The sequence below is a fragment of the Pantoea sp. USMM079 genome (assembly GCF_037153115.1).
GTDB lineage: Bacteria > Pseudomonadota > Gammaproteobacteria > Enterobacterales > Enterobacteriaceae > Pantoea > Pantoea communis.
The window spans coordinates 61,273-77,275 of record NZ_JBBCKX010000020.1; the positions used below are offsets into that span (position 1 = coordinate 61,273).

At 55.2% G+C, this 16,003-nt stretch carries 17 protein-coding genes; 8 read left to right on the forward strand and 9 right to left on the reverse strand.

Going from position 1 to position 16,003, the window contains the following annotated elements; translation table 11 throughout:
- The first annotated feature begins 154 nt into the window (after positions 1 to 154).
- The 6 genes from potF (at position 155) to rlmC (ending at position 6,048) form a co-directional block, all read left to right on the forward strand.
- A complete protein-coding gene (gene potF / locus WFP70_RS20330) occupies positions 155 to 1,264 on the forward strand; it encodes a spermidine/putrescine ABC transporter substrate-binding protein PotF (protein ID WP_337024164.1) in 1,110 nt (369 codons plus the stop codon).
- A gap of 119 nt (positions 1,265 to 1,383) precedes the next feature.
- Positions 1,384 to 2,517, forward strand: a complete 1,134-nt coding sequence (potG, locus tag WFP70_RS20335; RefSeq protein ID WP_156102820.1) for a putrescine ABC transporter ATP-binding subunit PotG — start codon at positions 1,384 to 1,386, stop codon at positions 2,515 to 2,517.
- Positions 2,518 to 2,526: 9 nt separating this feature from the next.
- Positions 2,527 to 3,483: a putrescine ABC transporter permease PotH gene (potH, locus tag WFP70_RS20340; protein ID WP_034820712.1), complete on the forward strand. Its 957-nt coding sequence runs from the start codon at positions 2,527 to 2,529 to the stop codon at positions 3,481 to 3,483.
- The gene (potI, locus tag WFP70_RS20345) at positions 3,480 to 4,325 is read left to right on the forward strand and encodes a putrescine ABC transporter permease PotI (protein ID WP_097119348.1); all 846 of its coding nucleotides are present in this window, start codon (positions 3,480 to 3,482) and stop codon (positions 4,323 to 4,325) included. The genes potH and potI overlap by 4 nt, the downstream gene beginning before the upstream one ends.
- Before the next feature lie 73 nt (positions 4,326 to 4,398).
- Positions 4,399 to 4,863, forward strand: a complete 465-nt coding sequence (locus WFP70_RS20350) for a YbjO family protein (protein ID WP_034820707.1) — start codon at positions 4,399 to 4,401, stop codon at positions 4,861 to 4,863.
- 48 nt (positions 4,864 to 4,911) lie between these two features.
- A complete protein-coding gene (rlmC, locus tag WFP70_RS20355; RefSeq protein ID WP_337024163.1) occupies positions 4,912 to 6,048 on the forward strand; it encodes a 23S rRNA (uracil(747)-C(5))-methyltransferase RlmC in 1,137 nt (378 codons plus the stop codon).
- 63 nt (positions 6,049 to 6,111) lie between these two features.
- Here rlmC and artJ (WFP70_RS20360) read toward each other — a convergent pair whose 3' ends face one another.
- The 6 genes from artJ (WFP70_RS20360) to WFP70_RS20385 all read right to left on the reverse strand — a co-directional run bounded on the left by artJ (WFP70_RS20360) (position 6,112) and on the right by WFP70_RS20385 (position 10,678).
- On the reverse strand, positions 6,112 to 6,843 hold the full coding sequence (gene artJ, locus WFP70_RS20360) for an arginine ABC transporter substrate-binding protein (protein WP_034820703.1): 732 nt from the start codon (positions 6,841 to 6,843) through the stop codon (positions 6,112 to 6,114).
- A 188-nt stretch (positions 6,844 to 7,031) separates the two neighbouring features.
- Entirely contained in the window at positions 7,032 to 7,700 is a 669-nt protein-coding gene (gene artM, locus WFP70_RS20365; protein WP_097119344.1) for an arginine ABC transporter permease ArtM, read from the reverse strand.
- A 3-nt stretch (positions 7,701 to 7,703) separates the two neighbouring features.
- Entirely contained in the window at positions 7,704 to 8,417 is a 714-nt protein-coding gene (artQ, locus tag WFP70_RS20370; protein WP_097119343.1) for an arginine ABC transporter permease ArtQ, read from the reverse strand.
- A gap of 6 nt (positions 8,418 to 8,423) precedes the next feature.
- Positions 8,424 to 9,155 carry an arginine ABC transporter substrate-binding protein gene (gene artJ, locus WFP70_RS20375; protein ID WP_337024162.1) on the reverse strand — a complete coding sequence of 244 codons (732 nt, stop codon included), beginning with the start codon at positions 9,153 to 9,155 and terminating at the stop codon, positions 8,424 to 8,426.
- A gap of 15 nt (positions 9,156 to 9,170) precedes the next feature.
- Positions 9,171 to 9,899 (reverse strand): arginine ABC transporter ATP-binding protein ArtP, encoded by a 729-nt coding sequence (gene artP, locus WFP70_RS20380; protein ID WP_058961797.1) that lies wholly within the window; start codon positions 9,897 to 9,899, stop codon positions 9,171 to 9,173.
- A 239-nt stretch (positions 9,900 to 10,138) separates the two neighbouring features.
- A complete protein-coding gene (locus WFP70_RS20385) occupies positions 10,139 to 10,678 on the reverse strand; it encodes a lipoprotein (RefSeq protein WP_058961796.1) in 540 nt (179 codons plus the stop codon).
- Between the two features lie 97 nt (positions 10,679 to 10,775).
- Between WFP70_RS20385 and WFP70_RS20390 the strand changes: the two genes are divergently transcribed.
- The gene (locus WFP70_RS20390) at positions 10,776 to 11,096 is read left to right on the forward strand and encodes a heavy metal-binding domain-containing protein (RefSeq protein ID WP_038647859.1); all 321 of its coding nucleotides are present in this window, start codon (positions 10,776 to 10,778) and stop codon (positions 11,094 to 11,096) included.
- Positions 11,096 to 11,920: an N-acetylmuramoyl-L-alanine amidase gene (locus WFP70_RS20395; RefSeq protein ID WP_337024161.1), complete on the forward strand. Its 825-nt coding sequence runs from the start codon at positions 11,096 to 11,098 to the stop codon at positions 11,918 to 11,920. Before WFP70_RS20390 ends, WFP70_RS20395 begins: the two co-directional genes overlap by 1 nt.
- 248 nt (positions 11,921 to 12,168) lie before the next feature.
- Here the strand turns inward: WFP70_RS20395 and ltaE are convergent, their stop codons facing one another.
- The 3 genes from ltaE to WFP70_RS20410 form a co-directional block, all read right to left on the reverse strand.
- Positions 12,169 to 13,167 (reverse strand): low-specificity L-threonine aldolase, encoded by a 999-nt coding sequence (ltaE, locus tag WFP70_RS20400; protein WP_337024160.1) that lies wholly within the window; start codon positions 13,165 to 13,167, stop codon positions 12,169 to 12,171.
- A 69-nt stretch (positions 13,168 to 13,236) separates the two neighbouring features.
- A complete protein-coding gene (gene poxB, locus WFP70_RS20405; RefSeq protein WP_337024159.1) occupies positions 13,237 to 14,958 on the reverse strand; it encodes a ubiquinone-dependent pyruvate dehydrogenase in 1,722 nt (573 codons plus the stop codon).
- Positions 14,959 to 15,068: 110 nt separating this feature from the next.
- Positions 15,069 to 15,965, reverse strand: coding sequence for a lysine exporter LysO family protein (locus tag WFP70_RS20410; RefSeq protein WP_337024158.1), 897 nt, complete (start codon positions 15,963 to 15,965; stop codon positions 15,069 to 15,071).
- Positions 15,966 to 16,003: the final 38 nt, after the last annotated feature.

A 16,003-nucleotide genomic window follows, 5' to 3' on the forward strand; every position in this document is an offset into this window, starting at 1 on the left:
GCTTGAGACGTGCAACCTCAGCACAGGTATAGGTTTTTGCTATTAAACTCCCGCTGAATATTGATTCATTGTGTGTCTGTGATTAAACAGAAAACGCAACGTCCGGATCGCGTGTATGCAGCGTTGTGATGACCCCCTCAGGAGGATGGAAAACATGTTCAACCAACGTAAAAAATGGTTGCCAGGTGTGGTTGCTGGTGTGCTGATGGCTGCGGTCGCTGGTGCTCAGGCAGAAGATAAAACGCTGCACGTATATAACTGGTCCGATTATATTTCGGCCGACACCGTGCCGAATTTTGAAAAGCAGACCGGTATCAAAGTGGTCTACGACGTGTTCGATTCCAACGAAGTGTTGGAAGGTAAGCTGATGGCGGGTTCTACCGGCTACGACGTTGTGGTGCCATCCTCCAGTTTCCTTGCACGCCAACTGCAATCAGGCGTTTTCCAGGAGCTGGATAAGAGCAAGCTGCCAAACTACAAAAACCTCGATCCTGATTTGATGGCGAAAGTCGCGCAGCACGATCCGGGTAACAAATATGCGATTCCGTATCTGTGGGGTACCACCGGTATCGGCTATAACATCGATAAGGTAAAAGCCGCGCTGGGTACTGATGCGCCCGTCAACAGCTGGGATTTGGTGCTGAAGCCTGAAAACCTGGAAAAACTGAAAAGCTGTGGTGTTTCCTTCCTCGATGCGCCGGAAGAGATCTTCGCCACCGTGCTGAACTACCTCGGCAAAGATCCGAACAGTTCAGACGCCAAAGATTACACCGGTGCCGCGACCGATCTGCTGCTGAAGCTGCGTCCTAATATCCGCTACTTCCACTCGTCTCAGTACATTAACGACCTGGCGAATGGCAACATCTGTGTGGCGATCGGCTGGTCTGGCGATATCCTGCAGGCGAAAGATCGTGCAGCCAAAGCCAACAACGGCGTGCACCTGGCTTACAGCGTGCCGAAAGAGGGCGCTCTGGCCTTCTTCGATATGATGGCGATTCCGAAAGACGCGAAAAACCTCGACGCAGCCTATCAGTGGCTGAACTACATCATGGATCCAAAAGTGATCGCGGATGTCTCTAACAAGATGAACTACGCCAACGGCAACAAGGCGTCACTGCCATTAATCAATGCCGATGTGCGCAACAATCCGGGCATCTTCCCAACGCCGGATGCGATGGCCAAGCTGTTTGTGCTCAAAGTCCAGGATCCGAAACTGGATCGTGCGCGCACCCGTGCATGGACTAAAGTAAAAAGTGGTAAGTAATTCGTTCTAAACGGATTCGTTACCTGAAGACGACAACAGAGGTGCGGTGATGGCCTCTGTTGTGCCATTTTAGCGGCTGGCTGTGCCGCGCTACACCGCTTAGCGCCGGAGAAATGTTAGTGAACGACGCGATTCCCCGCCCCCCAAATAAAACGGCTAAGGCGTTAACGCCGCTGCTGGAAATTCGCAACCTGACCAAATCTTTTGACGGCCAGCACGCCGTAGATGATGTCAGCCTGACCATTTATAAAGGTGAGATTTTTGCCCTGCTGGGTGCTTCCGGCTGTGGTAAATCGACCTTGCTGCGCATGCTGGCGGGCTTTGAGCCACCGACCAGCGGGCAGATTGTGCTGGATGGGCAAGACCTGTCGCACGTTCCGCCTTATCAGCGCCCGATCAATATGATGTTCCAGTCCTACGCGCTGTTCCCGCACATGACGGTGGAGCAGAACATCGCCTTTGGACTGAAGCAGGATAAATTGCCGAAAGGCGAAATCAGCAGCCGCGTGGCCGAAATGCTGACGCTGGTGCATATGCAGGAATTTGCTAAGCGTAAACCGCATCAGCTTTCCGGCGGTCAGCGTCAGCGCGTGGCGCTGGCGCGTAGCCTGGCGAAACGCCCTAAACTGCTGCTGCTGGATGAGCCGATGGGCGCGCTGGATAAAAAACTGCGCGACCGTATGCAGCATGAAGTGGTGGATATTCTGGAGCGCGTCGGCGCGACCTGCGTGATGGTGACGCACGACCAGGAAGAAGCCATGACCATGGCCGGTCGTATTGCCATCATGAACCGCGGTAAGTTCGTGCAGATTGGTGAGCCGGAAGAGATCTACGAGCATCCTACCAGCCGCTATAGCGCCGAGTTTATTGGATCGGTCAACGTGTTTGACGGCCTGCTGCGTGAGCGCACGGAAGAGGGCGTGGTCATTGATGCGCCGGGCCTGGTGCATCCGCTGAAAGTGCAGACCGATGTCTCCATCATCGATAACGTGCCGGTGCACGTCGCCTTGCGTCCGGAAAAAGTGATGCTGTGCGAAGAGGTACCGGCAGATGGCTGCAACTTTGCCGTGGGTGAAGTGGTGCATATCGCTTATCTCGGCGACCTGTCGATTTATCACGTTCGCCTGCGCAGTGGTCAGATGATCAGCGCGCAGCTGCAGAATGCACATCGCTACCGCAAAGGTGCGCCAACATGGGGTGATGAAGTTCGCCTGTGCTGGGATGCCGACAGCTGTGTGGTTCTGACGGTTTAAGGAGGCGTAATGAGCCAGATTTCTCAACGCAGCGAGCCGGAGGTGGTGGGCACACCGCTGCAGCGCTGGGGCACGCGCATAAAAATGCTGCATGGTCGCAAGCTGGTGATCGCACTGCCTTACCTGTGGCTGATCCTGCTGTTTCTGCTGCCGTTCCTGATCGTCCTGAAGATCAGTTTCGCCGACATTGCGCGCGCCATTCCGCCATACACCGACCTGGTGACCTGGGCCGATGATCAGCTTAACCTGGTGCTGAATCTTGGTAACTACATCACATTGACGGACGATCCGCTGTATGCCGAAGCCTATCTGACTTCGCTCAAGGTGGCGGCGATTTCTACCGTGATTTGTCTGCTGATCGGATATCCGCTGGCGTGGGCGGTAGCACACAGCAAGCCTTCAATGCGCACCATCCTGCTGTTGCTGGTGATCTTGCCCTCCTGGACCTCGTTCCTGGTGCGCGTGTACGCGTGGATGGGCTTGCTGAACAACAACGGCATTCTTAACCGCTTCCTGATGTGGCTGGGCGTGATCGATCATCCTCTGGTGATCCTTTACACCAATACTGCGGTATATATCGGCATTGTTTACTGCTATCTGCCGTTTATGGTGTTACCCATCTATACCGCGCTAACCCGTATCGACTACTCGCTGGTCGAGGCCTCGCTGGATCTGGGTGCGCGTCCGCTGAAAACCTTCTTTAGCGTGATTGTGCCGCTGACCAAAGGCGGGATTATCGCCGGTTCGATGCTGGTGTTTATCCCGGCGGTGGGGGAGTACGTGATCCCAGAACTGCTGGGAGGGCCGGACAGCATCATGATTGGCCGTATTCTATGGCAGGAGTTCTTTAATAACCGTGACTGGCCGGTGGCTTCAGCGCTGGCGGTGATCATTCTGTTGATTTTGATTCTGCCGATCATCTGGTTCCACAAGCATCAAAATCGTGAGTTAGGAGAGAAGGAATGAATCAGTTACCGACCATTCGCTCTCCATGGCGTACGGCGATTTTGGCCGCATGCTTCCTGTTCCTGTACGCGCCGATGCTGCTGCTGGTGGTTTACTCCTTCAACAGCTCGCAGTTGGTCACCGTGTGGGAGAGCTTCTCATTCCACTGGTACAAAGTGCTGTTCCAGGACGATGCGATGCTGGATGCCGTTGGCCTCAGCCTGACCATTGCGGCGCTTTCCGCCACCATGGCGGTGGTGTTGGGCACTATGGCGGCGGTGATCATCGTGCGTTTCGGCCGTTTCCGTGGGCATAGCGGTTTTGCATTTATGCTCACCGCACCGCTGGTCATGCCGGATGTGATCACCGGGTTGTCACTGCTGCTGCTGTTTGTAGCAATGGGCAACACCTTTGGCTGGCCAAGCGATCGCGGCATGCTCACCATCTGGCTGGCGCACGTCACTTTCTGTACTGCTTACGTGGCGGTGGTGATCAACTCCCGTCTGCGCGAGCTGGATCGTTCCATCGAAGAAGCGGCAATGGATCTCGGGGCGACGCCGCTGAAAGTGTTCTTCGTGATAACCGTACCCATGATTGCTCCGGCAATTGTCACCGGTTGGCTGCTGGCCTTTACGCTGTCACTCGATGATCTGGTGATTGCCAGCTTCGTTACCGGGCCGGGCGCTACCACGCTGCCGATGGCGATCTTTGCTACCGTGCGACGCGGCGTCAATCCAGAGATCAATGCGTTAGCCTCATTGATTTTGTTTGTCGTCGGCCTGGTCGGTTTCATCGCCTGGCGCTTTATGGCGCACGAAGAAAAACAACGTTTACGCGATATTCAGAAAGCTAAACGTGGCTGAAAGCCGTAACATTTGCCAATATAATAACGGGCCGATTTAACGGCCCGTTTTTTTATGGTTACGGAGTCAAACCATGTCGGAAACCCTCAAAAATGCGATGGCAAATTCTACGCCTGCACCGGTGATGGTGGCGGGGATCGCCATTATTGCCACGCGCTGTCTCAGCGTGCTGATGCTGGCCAATGAACTGGGTTACGACGAAATGGCTAACTTTGTCCACCGCAGTGCACAGGCATGGGATTCCACGCTGATTTTTATCGCCAGTCAGCTAATCTTTCTGTTTGAACTACGCTGTGCCTTTACCCTGTTGCGCGGTAGCAATCGCGGACGATGGGGTTATGTGATGGCGCAAATTATCGTGCTCGGTTATATGCTGATGGCGTCCGTTGGATGGATCTACCCGGAAATCTTCAGTATTCCCGGTGAAACTAATGCACAGATCATCCACCACACGCTGATGCAGAAAGTACCAGATGCGCTGGTGTTACTGCTGTTGTTTGTGCCGGCCAGCAGTCGCGCATTTTTCCGCGCCCGGTGATACAATCTGCCCCCGATTTTTCTCCCGATTCTGAATACAGGCCTTTCCATGCATTGCGCGCATTATGATGCCGGTCGCTGTCGTTCGTGCCAGTGGCTGGAGAAACCCTATCCACAACAGCTCAGCGAGAAGCAGTCGCTGCTCGAGCAGTTACTGTCGCAGACTGCGGTAGCCGAATATTTACCGCCGGTAACCTCCGCGCTGCAGGGTTTTCGTAATAAAGCCAAAATGGTGGTGAGCGGCAGCGTTGAGCGGCCGATTTTTGGCATGGTGGCGCGTGATGGCGAACCGGTTGATCTGTGCGATTGCCCGCTCTATCCCGCCCGCTTTGCGCCGGTATTCGATGTGCTGAAACCCTTTATTGCCCGCGCCGGATTAACGCCCTACAACGTGGCGCGCAAACGCGGTGAACTGAAATTCCTGCTGCTGACCGAGAGTTCGCAAGGTGGCATGATGCTGCGGTTTGTGCTGCGTTCCACCAGCAAGCTGGAGCAGTTGCGTGCGGCCTTGCCCTGGCTGCAGCAGCAATTGCCGCAACTGAAAGTGATCTCCGCCAACATCCAGCCAGTGCATATGGCGATTCTGGAAGGGGATGAAGAGATTGCGTTGACGCCGGATCAAGCGCTGGCGGAGTGTTTCAATCAGGTGCCGCTGTATATTCGCCCACAGAGTTTCTTCCAGACTAACCCGCAGGTCGCCGCCGATTTGTATGCCACGGCGCGTGATTGGGTAGCAGAGCTGCCGGTGTCCAGCATGTGGGATCTGTTCTGCGGCGTGGGCGGTTTCGGCTTGCACTGTGCCACGCCAGAGATGCAGCTGACCGGTATTGAGATCAGTGCGGAAGCCATTGCCTGTGCGCAACAGTCGGCTGAACAGTTAGGACTCGATAAGGTGAGTTTCGCCGCGCTGGATTCGACCCAGTTCGCCACATCGCGTGAGCAGGTGCCACAGTTGGTGCTGGTCAATCCGCCGCGTCGCGGGATTGGTGCTGAGCTGTGTGCTTATCTCAGTGAAATGGCGCCAGACTACATTCTCTATTCAAGCTGCAATCCCAGCACGATGGCGCAGGATATTGCACGTCTGGCCGATTACGCGGTGAGCCGCGTCCAGCTGTTTGATATGTTCCCGCACACCGCACATTTTGAAGTGCTGACATTACTGATTAAGAAGGGTGGAGCCACGTAGCCACCGCCTGAACGGAGGACGTGCAGAACCTGCCAGATGGCACGCCACGCTGCTCCATAATGCTTATTCCGGGAACCACTTCTGATTGATTTGCTGCCAGGTGCCATCGGCTTTCAGCGCCACCAGCGCGTCATTCATCTCTTTCAGTAGCGTTGCATTGCCTTTGCGCACCGCAATGCCTAAGCCGGTGCCGAAGTATTCGGTATCGGTGATATGCTCACCCACCGCGCTGAGATCGTCGTTGGCCTTCAGCCACTGATTCACCACCGCGCTATCGCCAAACACGCCGTTCAGACGACCATTTTTCAGATCGAGAATCGCATTCTGGTAGCTGTCATAGGCCACGGCGATCACTTCAGGATGTTTCTCCAGCAGGTATTTCTGATGCGTAGTGCCATTCTCCACGCCGACACGCTTGCCTTTCAGCTGGCTGAAGTCGGTGTACTGGCCTTTATGTGCAATCACAATCGCGGAATTGGCGTAGTAGGGCTGAGTGAAATCGACCTGTTTGCTGCGCTCGGCGGTAATATCCATACCCGAGATAACCGCATCGTAACGACGGAACTTCAGCGAAGGGATCAGACTGTCAAACGCGTTATTGGTGAAGGTGCAATCCGCTTTCATTTGCTGACATAAGGCTTTAGCCAGATCGATATCGAAGCCAACGATTTGGTTGTCGTGATCGAGGGATTCAAACGGGGGATAGGTTGCAGAAGAGGCGAAACGAATTTTTTCCGCCGCATAAGCATTCATTGCCAGTGTTGCCAGCGCCGCAGCAACAATCCATTTTTTCATTATGTGACTCCTGTAAACCATGCCAGAGATAGAACGGGTTACACGATGCCAGTAAATGAATTTATATGCAAATATTATGATTAAAAAATTAAATGGCCAGTTGAGATCCGTAGCAGCGCGAGAAATTGAGCGTTTGTCCGCAGCACTTTCACCTCAGACAAACACGATACTTCGCGCCACTACAACACTCAATTACGGTGTTCGAATGCCAATGCGCGCTTTTCGATTAAACGCATCATCAGCGTGAGCAAACCGTTGACCACCAGATAGATCAGCCCGGCAGCAGCATACACCGTAATGTCATAAGTGCGGCCATACAGCAATTGCCCATGGCCCATCACTTCCATCAGCGTAATGGTGTACGCCAGTGAAGTACTCTTAAAGACTAAAACGACTTCGTTAGAGTAAGAGGAGAGGGCGCGTTTAAACGCATACGGCAGCAGAATACGCAGCGTGTCTTTACGGTTCATCCCCAGCGCAGCGCAGGATTGCCATTGTCCGGAGGGGATGGCACGTACTGCACCGTAAAATAGCTGAGTGGTATAGGCTGCACTGTTGAGCGACAGTGCAATCAGCGCGCACAGCCAGGGCTGTGATAGCAGATGCCATAACCACGGCACATTCTGAATGCTGGGAAACTGGCCGGGACCGTAATATATCAGGAAGATTTGCACCAGCAGCGGCGTGCCGGTGAACACCGTGATGTAGCCTTTCACCAGCCAGTTCAGCACCGGGACTTTCAGTGAGAGCACGATGGTACACAGCAGCGACAGCACCAGCGCGGCAATCAGTGACGCGATGGTTAAGGTCAGGCTGGTGTGCAGCCCTTTCAGGAGTTCGGGTAAGTAATCCAGCATGCGTCAGGCCCCCCGCTCGAAACGCGTGGTGCGTGATTCAATACGGCGCAGTATCGCCTGACTGAACAGCGTGATGATCAGGTAGACGGCCGCAGCCACCAGATACCAGGTAAAGGGTTCCTGGGTGCGTGTGGCAATGCTTTTGGTTTGCAGCATGATGTCATTCACGCTAATTAGCGACACCAGCGCAGTATCTTTCAGTAACACCAACCACTGATTGCCCAGGCCCGGCAGCGCATGACGCCACATTTGTGGCATGATCAGGCGGAAAAAAATCGCCGATTTCTTCATACCCAACGCCTGGCCAGATTCCCATTGGCCGACAGGCACGGCTTTCAGCGCGCCACGCAGCGTTTGGGAGGCGTAGGCCGAGTAAAGCATTGCCAGGGCAATGACGCCGCACAGGAAAGGGCTGACGTCGAAGTTTTCAATCTGAACCTGCACGGGAATGCTAAACAAGCCCAGATTGATATGGAAGCCATCGGATAAGGTCAGTAGCAGCTGTGAGGCACCAAAGTAGACAAACAGCACCACCAGAATTTCCGGCAGGCCACGGATCAGTGTCACCAGCCCGGTACCGATCCACGCCAGCGGTTTCCAGCGGACGGTTTCCCAGCCAGCAAAAATCATCGCCAGCACAAGGCCGGCGATCAGTGCACAAACAGCAAGCCCGACGGTCATGCCGGCGGCGCTTGCGAGTGGAATCATTTCATTCATCAGAGATTACTGCTGGAACCATTTGTTGTAGATGGTTTTGTAAGTGCCGTCAGCTTTGATCTTCTCCAGAGCGGTGTTGAATTTGCCCTGCAGCTCAATGTTGCCCTGACGGACGGCGATACCCAGACCGGTACCGAAGTAATCTTTATCGGTCACTTTCTCACCCAGTGGTGCGAGGTTGGCATTCTGTTTCAGCCATTCGTTCACCACGGCGGTGTCACCGAATACCGCATCAATACGGCCATTTTTCAGGTCCAGAACCGCGTTCTGGTAGCTGTCATAAGGCACAACCGTGATGTCGTTGTGTTTATCAGACAGGTATTTCTGGTGCGTGGTGCCGTTCTGAACGCCAACGCGTTTCCCTTTCAGCGCATCCACATTCGCCAGCTTGCCTTTCTGGGCAATAAAGATCGCGGAATTATCGTAGTAAGGCTTGGAGAACAGCACCTGCTTTTCACGCTCTGGGGTGATATCCATACCCGCCATCACGGCGTCAAAACGACGGAACTTCAGGCTGGGGATCAGGCTGTCAAATGCCTGGTTGGTGAAGGTACAGGTCGCATCAATCTCTTTACACAGCGCATTGGCCAGATCGACATCGAAGCCCTGAATTTTGTTGTCAGAATCCACAAATTCAAATGGAGGATATGAAGCTTCGGTGGCAAAACGCAGGGTTTGCGCAGCAGAAGCGCTCAGGCTCAGACTGGCAAGCAGTGCAGCAAGTACGACTTTTTTCATTAGATGCATCCTGACTTAGTGCGAAAGATAATGTGCAAACGCTTCGGTTTGCGGCTGTGTAAAGTGGCTGGCATCGCCTTGCTCAACGATATGGCCGTTCTCCATGTACACCACGCGGCTGGCGGTTTTGCGCGCCACCTCGACTTCGTGGGTCACAATCACCTGGGTGATCTGCGTTTGCGCCAGCTCACGAATGATGCTGACGATTTGCGCGGTGATTTCAGGGTCGAGCGCGGCGGTGGGTTCGTCGAACAACAGCACCTGCGGCTCCATCATCAACGCTCGGGCAATCGCCACACGTTGTTGCTGGCCACCAGAAAGATGCAATGGAAAACGATCGGCAAAGGGGGTCAGACGCAGACGCTCCAGCAGTTTGTCAGCGCGCGCGCGTGCGGCGTCTTTGCTGAGACCGAGCACGCGGCACGGCGCTTCAATCAGATTCTGCACCACGCTGAGGTGTGGCCACAGATTGTATTGCTGGAACACCATGCCCACGTTTTGGCGCAGTTCACGGATCGCGCTGTCTGACGGCGCTTTGCTGAAGTCGAAGTGATTCCCGGCAATCTGCAGGCTGCCGGAACGCGGCTGCTCCAGCAGATTGAGGACGCGCAGGAGCGAACTTTTACCCGCGCCACTCGGCCCGAGCAACACCAGCGTCTCTCCCTGCGGACATGCCAGGTTGATATCGAACAGTGCCTGATGGGCACCGTAAAAACAGTTTATGGCGTTTAGTTGAATACTCATGCGCAAAAAATGAATAGTAATTAGTGCCGCGAATCTTAACGTCACCAGAATAGTTATGCAAATGTGGTGGGTTAAAATTTATTAAACAGCAGTGAAGTCCCAAAAGCGTAGCACAATATCGCGCAGGTCAACGCCGGGAAGGGTTCGCTGGCTGCAATTTATTGATGAAAAATTAACAAAAAACGCCGCAAAGATGCGGCGCGCTTATGTTTAGAACTGAGTGCTGTAAAATTGAACAGCTATTTCTTCTCTTCCAGCAGCTGGCTGAGCGATCCGCCGCCTGCGTGCGGCCAGTCACCGACGTAACGAATATCATCCACCGCCCAGCAGGTTCCTTCGTGAATCATCAATACCTCGTCGTGCCAGCTTTTGCCATCACGGCTCAAATCGACGCGCAGTGGGATGTTTCGTGCATCGCGATTAGGAATGGTTGAGGCGCTGGCAACATCGGCGGATGTTGGACCCTGTGCGAGGCTGGAGAACAGATCGCCCTGGCTCCAGGAGGCAGGTTTATTGCTCTGCGTGCTGGCGCTCAGCAGTTTTTGATACAGGCGATCGCTCAGGTACGGGCGATATTTTGCCAGCGTGGTGCTATCGGGCAGACCCTGACCGGGCTGGCTGATGCGCAAATCGTAAAACTGCTGCGCGACGCTATCTGGGCCACCGTCGGCACAGCTGGCAGTGCGCGGTCCGTTATCCTTGATCACCGGTTCAACGGTGGTACAGGCACTGAGCAGTAACGCAGCGGGAACAAGCAGCGCAAAGGCATTGTTTCTCATCTCGATTTCCTTATTGTTCACTGGCAAAGCGTCATTTTTAGCATAGAGTATAGTCTTGCTTTTACGCCGTACGAGCTGTTCACCTCAGGAGAGAAAAATGAAATTTTCCACCACGCCCACCTTAGAAGGGCACAGCATCAGTGAATATTGCGGTGTGGTTACCGGTGAAGCGATTCTCGGGGCCAACATTTTCCGTGACTTCTTTGCCGGGATTCGCGATATCGTCGGTGGTCGTTCCGGTGCTTATGAAAAAGAGTTGCGCAAAGCGCGACAGATCGCGTTTGAAGAGCTGGAAGAGCAGGCAAAGGCGCTGGGTGCGAATGCGGTCGTGGGCATTGATATCGATTATGAAACCGTGGGCAAAGACAGCAGCATGCTGATGGTCAGTGTGACCGGTACCGCAGTGATTATTCGCTGATGCGTTTTGCTGTTCTGTTGGCGCTGGCGTTTTTACTGAGTGCCTGTCAGTCGTCTGTTGAGCCGCGCAACGGCTACTGGGTCGATACCGCGCATCCGGCGCAGGGCGCGCGGCCTCGCATTAAAGTGGTGGTGATCCATTATACCGCCGAAGATCTGCCATCCTCGCTGGCCACACTCACCGATCGTGAAGTCAGTGCCCACTATTTGATCCCGCAGCAGCCGGCGCAAAAAGGCGGCCAGGGCGTCATCTGGCAACTGGTGCCGGAGCGCGAACTGGCGTGGCATGCCGGGCCGAGTTTCTGGCGCGGTGCGGCCCGTATCAATGACACGTCGATTGGGATTGAGATCGTCAATCGTGGCTACACGCGGACATTAACCGGCGTGGAGTGGCAGCCTTTTACGCCCGCGCAAATCAGCGTGCTGGTGGCGCTGGTGAAGGATATTACGCAGCGCTATGCCATCACGCCTGAAAATCTGGTGGGGCACAGCGATATCGCGCCGCAGCGGAAACAGGATCCTGGCCCCCTGTTCCCGTGGCAGCAGTTGGCGGAGCAGGGGCTGGGCGCATGGCCCGATCGCGCTACCGTGCAGCGCTATCTCCACGGGAATGCGGCTGATGCGCCCATCGATCAGGCCGAACTGTTGGATGCGCTGCAGCGCTATGGTTATGACGTCAATTCAGCGAATACCCCGCCCATGCAGCTTAAGCTGATCGCGGCGTTTCAGATGCACTTCCGTGCGCGAGATTATCGAGGCATCGCCGATGCGGAAACGCTGGCGATAGCTCGGGCACTGCTGGCGAAATACGGTGCAGCACAGTGAAGAGAGGCTGTATGACATCGCTGATGAAGAAACGCTGGCGATAGCCCGAGCGTTACTGGCGAAATACGGCGCAGTGCAGTGAAGAGACGGTGTATGACATCGCCGATGCGGAAACGCTGGCGATAGCTCGGGCGCTGCTGGCGAAATACGGCGCAGCTGGCGAAATACGGTGCGGCTGAAACAGGGCCTCGCGTTGGTGAGCTTGTGGACGGCCCGAAAGCCGTCCCTGCAAGACACTTTGCGGCCTGTTACGCTAAAAACGCCTGCCAGTGCGCAACCAGACGTTGTAAATCCTGGCGGCTGACATCGAGGTGGGTGGCAATGCGCGTGATCGGACCCACGCTCATCAGCACATCGCCGGAGTGCATCCAGCTTTTCAGTGCGTCAACCTGATCCGCCGGTACTTTCACAAACAGCATATTGGTGTGCTGATTCAGTACCTCAACCCCTATGGCGCTGAGCTGTTCAGCCAGCCACGCGGCATTGTCGTGATCTTCTTTCAGGCGCGCCACGTTGTGCTTCAGCGCGTACAGACCCGCCGCCGCCAGAATGCCCGCCTGACGCATGCCGCCGCCGGTCATCTTACGCCAGCGACGCGCCTGCTCAATGTAGGCTTCATCACCGCACAGCAGTGAACCCACCGGGGTGCCGAGTCCTTTGGACAGGCAGATGGTCAGCGTGTCGCAATAACGCGCGATATCCTTTAGCTCAACATTTTGCGCCACCACGGCGTTGAAGATACGGGCACCATCAATGTGCAGCGCCAGTTTGTGTTCGCGCGTTAACTTCCACGCTTGTTCCAGATAGCTCTGCGACAGCACTTTGCCGTGATGGGTGTTTTCCAGGCTCAGCAGGCGCGTGCGCGCAAAGTGGATATCATCGGGTTTGATAGCGGCAACAATCTCCGCCAGCGGCAGCGACCCATCCTCGGCGTGCGAGATCGGTTGTGGCTGAATACTGCCCAGTACCGCCGCGCCACCCGCTTCGTATTTGTAGTTATGTGCCTGTTGACCGACGATATATTCATCGCCGCGCTGGCAGTGACACAGCAGCGCCACCAGGTTGGCTTGCGTGCCGGTCGGGAAGAACAGCGCTGCGGCTTTGCCACTCAGGCGGGCGGCCTCGATTTCCAGCGCATTGACGGTGGGATCGTCACGATAGACATCATCGCCAGTTTCGGCGGCCATCATCGCATCCAGCATGGCGGCACTTGGGCGGGTTACGGTATCACTGCGTAAATCGATCACATCGCTCTCCTGAAACAAAAAAGCGGGCTGAGCGCCCGCGTTGTGAGTTATATGGCCTGGTTATCCGTTTTACCTCAGCCAGTTGGTTTTCGCCAGTTCAACAATCTCATCACCCCGTCCATTCAGAATCGCGCGCAGCATATACAGGCTGAATCCTTTGGCCTGCTCGGCTTTGATCTGCGGCGGCATCGACAGCTCTTCCTTAGCGGTGATCGCATCGATCAGTACCGGGCCATCATGCGCAAACGCCTGTTCCAGCGCGCTGTTGAGTTCAGAGGCTTTCTCGACGCGAATGCCTTTAATACCGCAGGCGGTGGCAATGGCGGCAAAATCCGGGTTCTCCAGATCGGTGCCGTCGGTAAGGTAACCGCCGGCTTTCATCTCCATCGCCACGAAGCCCAGCACGCTGTTATTGAAGATCACCAGCTTCACTGGCAGTTTTAGTTGTGCCACCGAAATAAAGTCGCCCATCAACATACTGAAGCCACCATCACCGCACAGCGCCACGACCTGACGCTGCTTATCGATTGCCTGAGCGCCGAGCGCCTGTGGCATCGCGTTAGCCATCGAACCGTGGTTGAACGATCCCAGCAAACGGCGCTTGCCGTTCATCTTCAGGTAACGCGCGGCCCAAACGGTGGGCGTGCCGACATCACAGGTAAAAATGGCATCTTCAGCCGCGTAATGGCTGATTTGCTGCGCCAGATATTGCGGATGAATCGCCTGTTTATCATTGGCGGTGGCCAACTCATCCAGACCTTTTCGCGCATCCACATAGTGTTCCAACGCGCTGTCGAGATGATGACGATCGTTTTTGCTGTTGAGCTGCGGCTGCAGCGCCTGCAATGTGGCTTTGATATCCCCAATCAGCGCCATATTGACATGGCTGTGTGCGCCAAGGCTGGCGGGATTGATATCAATCTGGATGATATTGGCATCAGCCGGATAAAACGGGCGATAAGGGAACTGTGTACCCAGCAGCACCAGCGTGTCGGCGTTCATCATGGCGTGATAACCGGATGAGAAGCCGATTAAGCCGGTCATGCCGACGTCGTAAGGATTATCGTACTCGATGTGCTCTTTGCCGCGCATGGCATGCACCACGGGCGCTTTCAGCGTTTCTGCCAGCTTCACCACTTCTGCATGCGCGCCGGCACAGCCGCTGCCGCACATCAACGTAATATTTTCTGCGCCGTTCAGTGTTTCAGCCAGGCGGGCAATCTCGCTGGCGTTGGGCACAATATGTGGCAACTGCGGTGGATACCACTCACTGCGTGCGCCTTCCGGAGCCGGTTTCAGCGCCACATCGCCGGGAATAACAATCACGGATACGCCACGATTAAGGATGGCTTTGCGCATCGCAATCCCCAAAACCTGCGGCAACTGCTCAGGGTTAGAGACTAATTCGCAGTAATGGCTGCATTCGCGGAAGAGCTCCTGCGGATGCGTCTCCTGAAAATAGCCGCTGCCGATTTCGCTGGAAGGGATATGTGCGGCGATCGCCAGTACCGGAACGTGGTTGCGATGACAATCGAACAGTCCGTTAATCAGATGGAGGTTTCCGGGGCCACAGGAACCGGCACATACCGCCAGTTCGCCGCTGATTTGAGCCTCAGCGCCGGCAGCAAAAGCCGCCACTTCTTCATGGCGCGTGGGCATCCATTCGATGGTTCCCATGCGGTTGAGGCTGTCGCTCAGCCCGTTGAGCGAATCGCCCGTCACGCCCCAGATGCGCTTTACGCCCGCATTTTCCAGGGTTTTGGCCAGCAGTGCCGCCACAGTTTGCTTCATCGTTCGCTCCTTTCTGGTGTTTTGCCATCCATCCCGATGGCGGAAACGTGTCAGTCAGAAAGCGTAGACGATGGAGACGGCGCGCAGCCGTGAAAAAATGCGCTCTGTGGTCAGGCGGAGAACAACGCGATAAGAATCGGCGCTAATAAGCTCATGATAAAACCGTGCACGATCGCCGCTGGAACAATCTCCATGCCGCCAGTGCGTTGCAGAATCGGCAGGGTGAAATCCATTGAGGTGGCACCACTCAATCCCAGCGTCATACTGCGCTGACGGCTGATCAGGAGCGGAATTAACATGATGGTGATCAGCTCACGCAGCAGGTCGTTAAAGAAAGCCGCGCTGCCAATCACCGGGCCGAAGGATTCGGTCATCAGAATACCGGACAGCGAGTACCAGCCGAAGCCGCTGGCAAGCGCCAGGCCGGTTTTGATTGGCAAATCGAGCCATAATGCGGCCAGCATTCCGCCGATTAAGGCGCTGCACAGCGACACCGCGGCTACCAGCATGCCGCGACGATTGAGCGTGATTTGACGCAAGGTCATGCCGCTGCTGCGCAGTTGAATGCCGACCAGGAACAACATTAGCATCAGGGCATATTCACTGATGGTTGATGCGTGGCGCAGAATTGACCACTGGCTTAATCCCAACAGGAATCCGCCCAGTACCGAGCCGCACAGCTTGAGGGATTCCAGCGCCATGTGCAGACGTGAAGGCAGGGCTTGCTGCTTGTGCGGGTGATGCCACGGCACGCGCTTCTCCAGTAGCCAGAAAGCCATCAAGGAACAAGCGAGAATACACAGCATACTGACCAACGCGGTATGAAAAATGGTGAGTAGATTACTGCTGAGGTTATCGAGGAAAGCGAGACTGGTGCCCATAAAAAACAGGATGATGTACACCAGTGCGCTCAGCATGCGGGCGACGCCGCGCAGCAGATTGGCACGGGTTACATGCAGTAAATAGCCAGCAATCAGTGGCAGCAGAATGATGATCAAGCCATACATAGAGCGTTTCCATCCGTGGGAGAGGGCCGCAAGCTATC

Coding starts and splice junctions, on each gene's coding strand:
- potF (WP_337024164.1), top strand. CDS start 155: ATGTTCAACCAACGTAAAAAATGGTTGCCAGGTGTGGTTGCTGGTGTG.
- potH (WP_034820712.1), top strand. CDS start 2,527: ATGAGCCAGATTTCTCAACGCAGCGAGCCGGAGGTGGTGGGCACACCG.
- potI (WP_097119348.1), top strand. CDS start 3,480: ATGAATCAGTTACCGACCATTCGCTCTCCATGGCGTACGGCGATTTTG.
- WFP70_RS20350 (WP_034820707.1), top strand. CDS start 4,399: ATGTCGGAAACCCTCAAAAATGCGATGGCAAATTCTACGCCTGCACCG.
- rlmC (WP_337024163.1), top strand. CDS start 4,912: ATGCATTGCGCGCATTATGATGCCGGTCGCTGTCGTTCGTGCCAGTGG.
- artJ (WP_034820703.1), bottom strand. CDS start 6,843: ATGAAAAAATGGATTGTTGCTGCGGCGCTGGCAACACTGGCAATGAAT.
- artM (WP_097119344.1), bottom strand. CDS start 7,700: ATGCTGGATTACTTACCCGAACTCCTGAAAGGGCTGCACACCAGCCTG.
- artQ (WP_097119343.1), bottom strand. CDS start 8,417: ATGAATGAAATGATTCCACTCGCAAGCGCCGCCGGCATGACCGTCGGG.
- artJ (WP_337024162.1), bottom strand. CDS start 9,155: ATGAAAAAAGTCGTACTTGCTGCACTGCTTGCCAGTCTGAGCCTGAGC.
- artP (WP_058961797.1), bottom strand. CDS start 9,899: ATGAGTATTCAACTAAACGCCATAAACTGTTTTTACGGTGCCCATCAG.
- WFP70_RS20385 (WP_058961796.1), bottom strand. CDS start 10,678: ATGAGAAACAATGCCTTTGCGCTGCTTGTTCCCGCTGCGTTACTGCTC.
- WFP70_RS20390 (WP_038647859.1), top strand. CDS start 10,776: ATGAAATTTTCCACCACGCCCACCTTAGAAGGGCACAGCATCAGTGAA.
- WFP70_RS20395 (WP_337024161.1), top strand. CDS start 11,096: ATGCGTTTTGCTGTTCTGTTGGCGCTGGCGTTTTTACTGAGTGCCTGT.
- poxB (WP_337024159.1), bottom strand. CDS start 14,958: ATGAAGCAAACTGTGGCGGCACTGCTGGCCAAAACCCTGGAAAATGCG.
- WFP70_RS20410 (WP_337024158.1), bottom strand. CDS start 15,965: ATGTATGGCTTGATCATCATTCTGCTGCCACTGATTGCTGGCTATTTA.